Origin of the sequence: Flavobacterium aquidurense (genome assembly GCF_002217195.1) — a bacterium.
Classification (GTDB): Bacteria; Bacteroidota; Bacteroidia; order Flavobacteriales; family Flavobacteriaceae; genus Flavobacterium; species Flavobacterium frigidimaris.
In genome coordinates, this window is sequence record NZ_MUGR01000038.1 from 34433 (window position 1) to 45628 (window position 11196).

The window sequence follows — 11196 nt, forward strand, 5'->3', positions numbered from 1 at the left end:
GATTCAACTTGTGATTTTAGTTTTATTTTGTAGATATTTAATTACATTTGCTTCGCAGCTAAATATCGTATATGAAGAAAATTTTACTCTTATTTATTGTTTTTATCAAATGTACTTGTGTTTTTGCGCAAGAAATTAATCCTAATTCGTCCAATAATTTTTTATTAGAAGATAAAAATGGGCATCTCATTCAAAATTTGGAACAACAAAAACAATTTTTGAAAATTAGGGAAGAAAAGATGAAGGCAGAAGTGCTTAATTTAAAAAAAGTAATTTTAAATTCAAAAGATGGAAATTTAACTTCAAAAACAGCCGCTACTCTTCAAGGAGTAGAAATGTGCACCAATGGAGGTTTTGAGCAATATGAAACTGTAAACGGAGGCAGTTACCTGAAGAATTTTCTTTGCACAATAGGTGATCCTCCCGGACCAACTCAATGCCGGTCGATCACCAATACTGCCGATTCCTACATCAATCGCTATGATCCTAATAATATGAACATTATGGCAACCGGTGTTTCTGCCAATTTGGTTGACCCGTATATAGGAGACATTAAAGCATTTGATCAATATGCTCTTAAAATCAATTATGAGAATTCCTCTACTTATGGTTCTATTGTGCAGGGCAAAAGGTTTAAAACTAATAATGAAAATTATCTGAAATTCAACTACAAAGCGGTATTACAAAGTGTGTACGACAATAGTCATACGGATAATCAAGCTTTTGTAAAAGCACGGATTTTAGATAAAAATAAGGCGGTTGTCAGTGAATTTTGTTTAGTAGGAGATGAAAAAAATTGTATTTTCAGTAAGGTTCCGAGTCAGTCTTCTGATTTTGTTACTTTATATACCAGCAATTGGCAATCAGGAATATTGGACATTTCATCAATTCCTAATAATGAAGAATTTACCGTTGAATTTATGGCTTCAAGATGTGGATTGGGCGGGCATTTTGGGTATATGTATGTTGATGATGTTTGTATTTTACATTCTGCAGAAAATCTGCAAGGCTCTATAGAACTAGATCCTTTGTATAAAGTTTGTCCAACTTTACCGATTTCAGTTTGCGGCAGTTATACGATTCCTAATTCTGGAGGAATTTCCGCCTCAGTAAAAAAAATCACTTTAAATGTTTACAACAGCAGTAACGTTTCAGTTTATAGTACATCAACTACATCAAGCTTAGACACAACAAATAAAAAATTTTGTTTTACATTAAAAACCAGTGATTTTCCAAATATTACAAATGCTAATTATAATGTAGGCGTACAAGTAGATTATGACATTTCCGGAACTTCCTGCGCAGGAACTACATTTAATTCTGCCATAGATCCTGATGCAAATCCCGGCTGGGATATTTCTTTTTTGAATTGCTCTTCAAGTTGTAACATTAATGTAACGACCGCCACAATATCTCAATGTGATGCAAACCGTGACGGGAGTGAAAATTTTGATTTGTCTACATTAAATTCTTTAGTGGTTGCTTCTACAGCGGGTTTGAATTTTAGTTATTTCAAAAATTATAACGAGGCCGAATCCAACTTGAATGCTATTACCAATTTTACAAGTTACCCAAGTTCAAGTGCTTCTGTTTTTGTCAGGGTGAGCAGGGATGCAACATGCTACAAAATAATTTCTGCCAATTTAGAGGTAAGAAATCCCACTGCAAATATTACAGGTATTCTAAATGTTTGCTCCGGAAGCACTGTATTAACTGCTTCTCCAGGGTCTTCGTATTTATGGAATACTGGAGAAACTACGCAAAGCATTACGGTAACTTCGTTAGGAGATTATTCTGTTACTGTCACAGATTCTTTTGGATGTACCAGCAATGCAAGTGTTACTATCGAACCAAGCCAAACTGCCGTTTCTCCTATATTGCAGATTACGCAACCTTCTTGTTTTGTCTCCACGGGAACAATAAAAGTAACTTCACCGGCATCACAATATAGTTTTGATGATGGCTACACTTGGGGTGCAAGCGACACAAAGAGTAATTTATATCCCGGAACCTATTTAGTAAAAATAAAGACCGTAAATGGATGTACTTCTTATTCTCAAAGTGTAACTATTACAGCAGCTTCTACTTTGTATCCAAATTACAGTTACACCAATCCTTTATTTTGCGGAGATACCGGCAGTATTACCATTACAACTCCAGCTACATATTATAGCTTTGATGATGGTAAAACCTGGGTAAATAATTCTATTGCTAACAATCTTTTACCTGCAAATTATAAAATTCGTACCAAAGATTTACAAGGTTGTATTTCGTCGGCAAACAATGTGCTCATTAGTAGTAATACACTGGAAACTCCAACTTATACAATCGAATTACCTGCTTGTACTGTAAAAGGAAGCATTACAATCAATACTCTTTCAGATTTTTACACTTTTGACGGAGGAAGCACATGGGTTACAAACAACAAAATGAGCAATTTAAACGCAGGAAGTTATTCTTTAGGAATTAAAAATGCTTTAGGCTGTACTTCCTATTATACCTATGCTTATTTAAATGATTTTAAAGATTTCTCCCCTCAATATACAACTGAACAACCTGTTTGCGGAACAGATGGCAGCATTACTATTACTACTTCAGCAGATTTATATAGTTTTGATAATGGAGCAACTTGGACTAGTAATAATGTTAAAATTTTACCTTTCGGACGCTATCAAATAAAAATAAAAAACAGTGCAGGATGTATCAGTTCAGCTAATTATGTTTCTTTAAATCAGCCTTACTTAAATCAGCCAATTATTACCCAGGAACAGCCAACTTGTGGTGTAAACGGAAAAATCACCGTCAACTCGTTATCCGATTTTTATAGTTTTGACAATGGTGCAACTTGGACAACTCTCAATTCTAAATCATTACCTCCTGGCATTTATACCGTAATTATCAAAAATAATCTTGGCTGTATGTCTTATCCAAATACTGTTTATTTAAATAATCCTAATATAGATATACCCAATTATACAGTTGTTCAGCCCACTTGTACATCCTCGGGGAGTATTACAATAAATACAGCTGCTAGTTTCTATAGTTTTGATGGAGGCTATACTTGGGGAACTTCTCCTTCTTTATCAAATCTTAATTCTTATGGATATTACAACATTGCAATAAAAAACAATTTAGGATGTGTTTCTAACTTTGTAAGTGTTTCAATTAATAACGCAAGGCTTCCAGATCCAGATTACACAGTTACCAATCCAAGTTGTGGAAATATTGGCAATATTACATTCAACACTACTGCAGATTATTACAGTATCGATTATGGTACAACCTGGAGTACAAGTAATGTTTTTAATAATTTAGGCCAGGGATCTTACTATTTAATGATAAAAAAAGATAATTGTACATCCAATTACATTTCCATTTATATGGATACTTCGAAGCTGGCACAGCCCAATTTAACCATCACTCAGCCAGGATGTGGAACAAAGGGAAGTATTAAAATTAATACTACTGCAAGCTTTTATAGTATTGACGGTACCAATTGGGTGACAAATCCAGTTTTTTCAAACCTTTCAGCAGCATATTATTACCCAATGATCAAAAATGCTCAAGGTTGTGTTTCTAACTCAAACCCGGTATCTCTGCAAGAATTTTATCTCCCAGCTCCCACTTTTAAAACAACACAACCTACTTGTGGAGTTGGTGGGATTATAACTTTTACTTCAACTGAAGCACAATACAGTATAGATGGAGGTAAAACCTGGAGTACTAATCCTGTATTTACTAATCTAAGTCCGAACAGTTATTATTTAGTAGTAAAAAGTGCTACTGGGTGCACATCTAACCCTTACAATACATATACTAACTTACAACAGTATTATTTACCTAATCCGGATTTTACATTAATTCAACCAACCTGTGGAATCAACGGAAGTATTACTATTGCAACAGTTGCAAGTTCGTATAGCTTTGATAATGGCAATACCTGGACAACTAATCCCGCTCTTTCAGGACTTACTTCTGGTTATTACAACATTATGATAAAAAATGCAGCCGGTTGTAAATCTTATGCTTTGTCAATATCAATCAATCCTTATTTTCTTCCAAATCCAAATATAAAAGTTGTACAGCCCAGCTGCGGAAATGGAGGAAGCATAACAGTTACTACTCCTGCAGACAGTTATAGTTTTGATGGAGGAATAACCTGGACTACAAATCCAATTTTATTAAATCCTGCGAGTTCGTCTTATAATATCCTTATTAAAAATGCAAAGAACTGTAAATCAAATTCACAATATGTCTACATAAACAAATATTACCTGTCCTCACCTAATACCAGTACTATTCAACCTACATGTAGTACTCCTAGTGGAACTATAATAATAAATTCTGCTGCAGACCAATATAGTTTTGATGGAGGAATAACCTGGACTACAAATCCTGTAAAGAAAAATTTAGCTGGAGGCTCATACAATGTATTAATAAAAAACACTCTGGGCTGTATCTCTTACAGCAGTTATACCTATATAAATACTCCTCCCTCAATTCCTGCCGCACCAGCTGTAAAGATCGTTCAACCTTCTTCCTGCGGCGCCACTGACGGAAGTATCACCATAACAACATCAGCCATCAGTTATAGTTTTAATGATGGAAACAGTTGGACTACAAGTCCAACGAAAATAAATATAGGCGCTGGTACATATATTATTAAAATCAAAACAAATTCATATAGTTGCGAATCATCGACAACTGTTGTCAACCTGAGTTCTGGCACTACAATTGCAGCTCCAAATTTTACTGCAGCTCAGCCAAATTGCAGTTCATCAAAAGGCTCTATTACCATTACAACAAATGCTGCAACCTATAGTTTTGACAACGGATTAACCTACGTTTTTTCTAATACAAAAACAGATCTTTCGCCTGGTACCTATTTCATAAAAATTAAAAATGCAGCGGGTTGTGTTTCAGATGCTGCTCCAGTTACGATTTCACCATTATCAGCGCTTTCAGCTCCTTCCTTTACAGCGACTCAACCCAATTGCGCCAATTTTACAGGATCAATTTCAATTAATACTGCTGCCGATTTTTATAGTTTTGATAACGGAATTACGTTTGGGCCATCCAATACAAAATCTAATCTTTCTGCAGGAACTTATAATTTGATGATTAAATATAATTCGGGTTGTATTTCTCTGGCTGCACCGGTCACTATACAAGCTGCACCTGTAATTCCTGAAGCACCGCAAGTAGTAGTCACAAACCCACTGGGCTGTAGTTCTGCCTTAGGCAGCATTATGGTTTCTACGGTTGCGAATCTATATAGTTTTGACGATGGTCTTACATGGGATACCAGCAACACTGCCAATTTATCTCCCGGAAGTTATTTTATCCGAATAAAATACACAAATGGCTGCCAATCTATTGCGTACAAAGCAACCATCAATGTACCGCCAAATGCTCCTTCAACTCCAACATTAAATGTTACCCAGCCTATTACTTGCAGCAATCCATTTGGCTCGATTTTAATTACAAGTACAGCTGACCAATATAGTTTTGACGATGGTAAAAATTATTCATCCAATCCTGATTCAGGAAATTTAATAGCCGGAATCTATATGGTTCGTGTTAAAAATAGTATTGGCTGCGAGTCTGCTGCATTACCTGCAACCATTAATGCTCCAACGGATTATCCGAGCAATCCTGCATTTACAATTTCCCAGCCGGATTGCAATAATCTTAAAGGTACTATTACAATTACTGACACTGCACCAGAATATAGTTTCGATAATGGTGTTAGCTGGACGACAACTGCTATGAAATTAAATCTTGACCCTAAAACCTATTTTATTAAGGTCAAAAATAATAACGGTTGTATTTCAAATGCAAGCACAGTTACGATCAATCCTTTTACAAATTTTACTCCAAAACCTGCTTTAGCCAGCCCCCAAACATTCTGTATTCAACAAAATGCGACACTAAATTCAATTATTATCACAGGGCAAAGCATAAAATGGTATGACGCTCAAACCGTTGGAACACCTTTAGCCAATACAACCGCGCTACAAAATACCACAACTTATTATGCATCACAAACTATCAATGGCTGCGAAAGCTTAAGAATTGCTGTTACAGTCAGTATCCAAAGTACTGCTGCTCCAGCTGGAAATGCAAACCAGATTTTTTGTTCAGCACAAAATGCAACTGTTGCAAATATTGTAATTACCGGTGATCAAATTAAATGGTACGATGCATTAACCAATGGTAATTTATTATCAGAAACAACAAGTCTAATTAACGGAAAAACCTATTATGCTTCGCAAACAATTAATAATTGTGAAGGCCCTAGATTTGGAGTTATGGTTTCAATGGTAAATACGCCTTCTGCTCCAACAGGAAATGCAAATCAGGAATTTTGTAAAAGCGAGAATGCAACACTAAATGATATTCAAACAACAGGACAGAACATAAAATGGTACGATACCAATTTTGCGGCGGCGGCTTTACCAAGCACAACCTTATTAGAAGATAGTAAAACCTATTACGCTTCTCAAACTATTGGATGCGAAAGTGACAGAACTCCATTTTTAATTCGGGTTCATGATACAGCTTTACCAACAGGCAGCAGTAACCAACAATTTTGTATCGATGAAATTGCAATTTTAGAAAATATAGCTTTGAGCGGAACGGCAATTAAATGGTATGATGCCGCAACAAATGGCAACATTTTACCAGAAACTACTTTATTACAAAATGGTATTTATTACGCGACGCAAACAATAAACAATTGCGAAAGCAAAAGACTTGCCATTACCGTAAAAATTCAGGATACCCAAAATCCAATTGCTGATTCACCACAAACATTCTGTGTACAACAAAATGCTTCAATAAAAAGCATCAACATTACAGGGCAAAATATGAAATGGTATCAAAGTACATCTTCAAATACCACATTGTCTGAAGCAACAGCTCTTGAAAACGGAATCACTTATTATGCCTCACAAACCATAAACAATTGCGAAAGTGACAGAATTCCAGTTGACATAAGTATACTGGGTGCAACAGTTGGAGATTGTATCAATTTTGTAGATGAATTACCTTTCCCTAAATTCTTCACACCAAATAATGATGGTTATAATGATACCTGGACAATAGATTTCGCTTATTTGAAACCCAATACAGGAATCAAAATATTTGATCGTTACGGAAAATTTATCAAAGAAATAACTCCCAATATCCCGTGGGATGGAAATTATCTGGGCAGTCAGGAACCTGCATCAGATTACTGGTTTACTGCAACAAGATTAAACGGAAAAGAATACAGAGGACATTTCAGTCTGAAACGATAAAAAAAATAACCGCAAAGTAAATTTTGCGGTTTTTTTATTTAGAACTTATGCATCCTATTTTGTTTGTATTAAAAGCCAATTGGATATTCCTTCTAAAGCTATAGGAGAAAATGTCTGCTCAATCGTATCATATTCCGTAGGAGAACCTGTTTTACATTCCTGAAACAAATGATTTAAATCAGGAAGTTCTTTGATTGTTACATTTTTATTCCCTGCCTTGATCAAAGCTTTTTTAATCGCTTCTAAATTGACAGTTGCAGGAACTTGTAAATCTTTGCTGCCATTAAGAGCTAAAACAGGGCATTTTACTTTTGCTAAAGCTACTGCCGGATCGATTCTTAAAAAATTGTACCACCAGCCATTTGTAATTTGTTCTGTAAATGATTTTGCAGTTTTATCGTCAAATTTTGACTGAGCATAGCTACTTAAATTGTTTTTTAACTTTTCATCATTTACTGAAGAAGCCAAAACAATTTCGTAGGCGCCTTTAAAAATTTCCTGACCTTTTTGAATGTCATTTTCAGGAACTCCAAATTGTCTTTCAAGTATTTCTTTTTGTAGTAACAACAATTTATCTCCACGAAGCCCCGGCCCGGCTAATAAAACAATAAAGTCAATGTCTTTTGAATTTCCTGCAATCATTGGAGCTATTACTCCTCCTTCACTATGACCAATTAATCCAATTTTATTTTTATTGATCTCTTTTCTGCTTTTTAAATAATCAACTCCAGCCTGAACATCTCTTGCAAAATCAATCGTTGTTGCTTTTGTAAAATCACCAGTAGATTCGCCTGCTCCACGATCATCAAAACGTAATACAGCTATTCCTTTTTTTGTCAAATAATCAGACAAAACTAAAAATGGTTTATGTCTCAGTATTTCTTCATCTCTATTTTGTTTGCCGCTTCCGGTAATTAAAATTACAGCCGGAAAATTACCCTCTTTTTTAGGTAAAGATAAAGTTCCTGCTAAAGTTACATGATCTGTTTTATTTTCAAATTTTACTTCCTCGGTATAATACGGAAAAGGTTTTTGCGGTTCTTGTGGTCTTGCATATACTTGTTTTTCAATCACTTCTTTTGATAAATTCATCTCGAAAGAATGCCCGCCCTGAGTAAAAGTACCTACAATAATATTGTCTTTATTTAAAGTTCCAACATAAGAAATTTGAGCACTTGGTATTTCTAATTTTAAAATTGAATTTTCAAAAGTTGCTTTTTCTAAAGGAACTCCAGTCACTTTCTGGTCTGGACTATCCATTGTTGCATTATAACCATTTTCTGTTTTATTCACATTAAATGATACTCTTAATTGAGTGCCCTGCACTTTTAAAACACCATTCCATTTTCCTGAAATTTCTTGCCCCCTCATGATAAAAGATCCTAAAATTGCAATTAAAATAAGTATTATTTTTGTCATTTTTTTAACTGATTATGTAATTAAACTACTTTGATTGATGATCTCTTTTTTGTATTTGTTTGAACTTTATGAAAGAATAAACTATCGGAATTAATGCTAAAATTATAATGATAAAAACAAATACATTACGAAATGCATTGTTGAGAACTATTCCTCCTAGTAATAGAATAAAGCCTCCAATAAGCCAAATCTTACCTGCAAATGCATGAGTAGCTTTCCAAACTTCACTATTTTCCAATGTCCATGGTGTACGTATTCCTATAAAATAATTAGGCTGAATTACTTTAAAATAATTCCCCAAAATCATTAATAGCACTCCTATCAATGCAAAAACCAAATTAGGATTATTTACAGATCGCTCTTTTGTAGTATAAAGAATTAATAATGCTACTAAAGACATGAATAGTACCAAAAAAAACTTGAGCTGATAGAATTTTCCTCCCATTAAAGAAATTCTCTTTTTAGGATCTATATGTGGAATAAAAGTCATCAAAACATACATTAAAACCGGCAAAAGAAATAAAATAAAAATAAGCGAAAACTTGTCGCCCCAATTATCAATTTCTCCTTTATAATTCCAATGTATTGGAACTCTCTGAGGAAGGCTGTCCCAAATAATAGCTAAATACACAAAAGGTGTCAAAACAATTCCAAGTATTGGAAGTTCTTTTTTCAGTTCTAAATTCATTTTTATTTTTTAAAGGTTAGTATCCATTGCAAAACATCTTCCATTATGGTGGTATTGATGGAGTAAATGATGAATTGTCCGTTTTTTTCAGAAGTAATTAAATCAGCACGTTTTAAAATATCCAAATGATGCGAAATACTTGGTTTTGAAATATTAAAAGCATCGGCAATTTCTCCGGCAGATAAATCCTTCTCCTTCAAAAGTTCCAGAATTTCTCTTCGGGTCGCATCATTTAATGCCTTAAAAATATCATTCATCATTTATATATTTAGACAAATATCTAAATACTTTTTTAATTGACAAAAAAAAAGCAGCTTTTTTTTTAATGCTGCTTTATATATCTGTAAAAATAATCTTAAAACTTATGTTCTTCTTTGCTAATCACCAAAAACGAAAATAAAGAAATACATGCTGCAATGGTTAAATAAAAACCTACATAACTCACGCTATAAGTCGAAGCTAACCAAATTGCGATCATAGGCGCAAAAGCAGCACCCAGAATTCCTGCCATATTAAAAGTCAGCGATGCACCGGAATAACGAACATTCGTTGGAAACAACTCTGATAAAAAAGTCCCCAAGGGCCCATAAGTAAATCCCATTAAAGCCATCCCGATACAGGCAAAAGTAGTAACCAGAATAATATTTCCGGAACTTAAAAAGTAAGAAAAGAAAAACCCGAAAATCGCGATTGCTGCTGTAGCTATAATAAGCATTTTGCGTCGGCCAATTTTATCTGCAACGACAGCCGAAACGGGTATAAAAATAGCAAAAAACAATACCGAAAATAACTGTATCAACAATCCGTCTCTTTTAACAATTCCTAAATCTGAAGTCGCCCAACTTAATGTAAAAACGGTCATTAAATAAAAGACCAAAAAAGTCGTAATAGCAGCAAACGTTCCAAAAATCAATTGATTTTTATATGATTTTACAAGAGTAAAAAAAGGAACTTTAACTTCTTCCTGTTCTTTTTTAGAATTTTCGAAGGAGGGAGTTTCAGTAATTTTTGTTCGAATGTAAAACCCTACTACTACCAAAAGTGAACTGGCAATAAACGGAATTCTCCATCCATAATCCATAAAAGCTTCATTACTCATTGAGTCAGTCAAAAACAAAAAAGTTCCTCCTGAAAGTAATAATCCTATTGGAGCTCCTAATTGCGGAAACATTCCGTACCAGGCGCGTTTATCTGGAGGTGCATTTTCTATAGCCAATAAAACAGCTCCTCCCCATTCACCTCCTAAACCTACACCTTGTCCAAATCGGCATAACATCAATAATAACGGAGCTGCAACACCAATACTTGCATAACTTGGTAAAAACCCGATAGCAACAGTCGAAATACCCATCGTTAGTAAAGCGGCAACCAAAGTAAATTTGCGCCCAATTTTATCTCCGTAATGTCCAAAAAAAGCAGAACCTAAAGGACGTGATAAAAAAGCAATCGAAAAAGTAGCTAAAGATTCCAGAGTCGCCATAGTGGGATTAGAATCAGGAAAAAATAATTGCGGGAAAACCAACACCGCAGCATTGGCATAAATATAAAAATCAAAAAATTCAATTGTAGTTCCAATTAAGGAACCAAAAAGAACATGTTTTAATGAGTTCTTCTTTTTTGGGTTATTTTCCATGTAAAATAGATATATCTTTTTTAACTGCAAAAATAGAATTTCGATAGCAATAATTCATCTTTAGAACAAATACTTTTAAATTATCACGCATTTTTAACAACTTTTTCAAATTTTAAATTTATTTTAAACTCCTAATAACCCATCATTAAAAACCT

5 protein-coding genes are annotated in these 11196 nt (G+C 34.2%); 1 reads left to right on the plus strand and 4 read right to left on the minus strand.

The features are described 5' to 3' along the window. Nucleotides 1-71 precede the first annotated feature (71 nt). Entirely contained in the window at nucleotides 72-7301 is a 7230-nt protein-coding gene (locus tag B0A67_RS19510; RefSeq protein WP_072961595.1) for an Ig-like domain-containing protein, read from the plus strand. 54 nt (nucleotides 7302-7355) lie between these two features. Here B0A67_RS19510 and B0A67_RS19515 read toward each other — a convergent pair whose 3' ends face one another. The 4 genes from B0A67_RS19515 to B0A67_RS19530 form a co-directional block, all read right to left on the minus strand. Further along, nucleotides 7356-8720, minus strand: a complete 1365-nt coding sequence (locus tag B0A67_RS19515; RefSeq protein WP_072961598.1) for an alpha/beta hydrolase family protein — start codon at nucleotides 8718-8720, stop codon at nucleotides 7356-7358. 25 nt (nucleotides 8721-8745) lie between these two features. Next, the gene (locus B0A67_RS19520; protein ID WP_072961601.1) at nucleotides 8746-9408 is read right to left on the minus strand and encodes an SdpI family protein; all 663 of its coding nucleotides are present in this window, start codon (nucleotides 9406-9408) and stop codon (nucleotides 8746-8748) included. Nucleotides 9409-9410: 2 nt separating this feature from the next. Then, nucleotides 9411-9665: an autorepressor SdpR family transcription factor gene (locus B0A67_RS19525; protein ID WP_026984867.1), complete on the minus strand. Its 255-nt coding sequence runs from the start codon at nucleotides 9663-9665 to the stop codon at nucleotides 9411-9413. Nucleotides 9666-9763: 98 nt separating this feature from the next. After that, nucleotides 9764-11041, minus strand: a complete 1278-nt coding sequence (locus B0A67_RS19530; RefSeq protein WP_072961604.1) for an MFS transporter — start codon at nucleotides 11039-11041, stop codon at nucleotides 9764-9766. Between the last annotated feature and the right edge of the window lie 155 nt (nucleotides 11042-11196).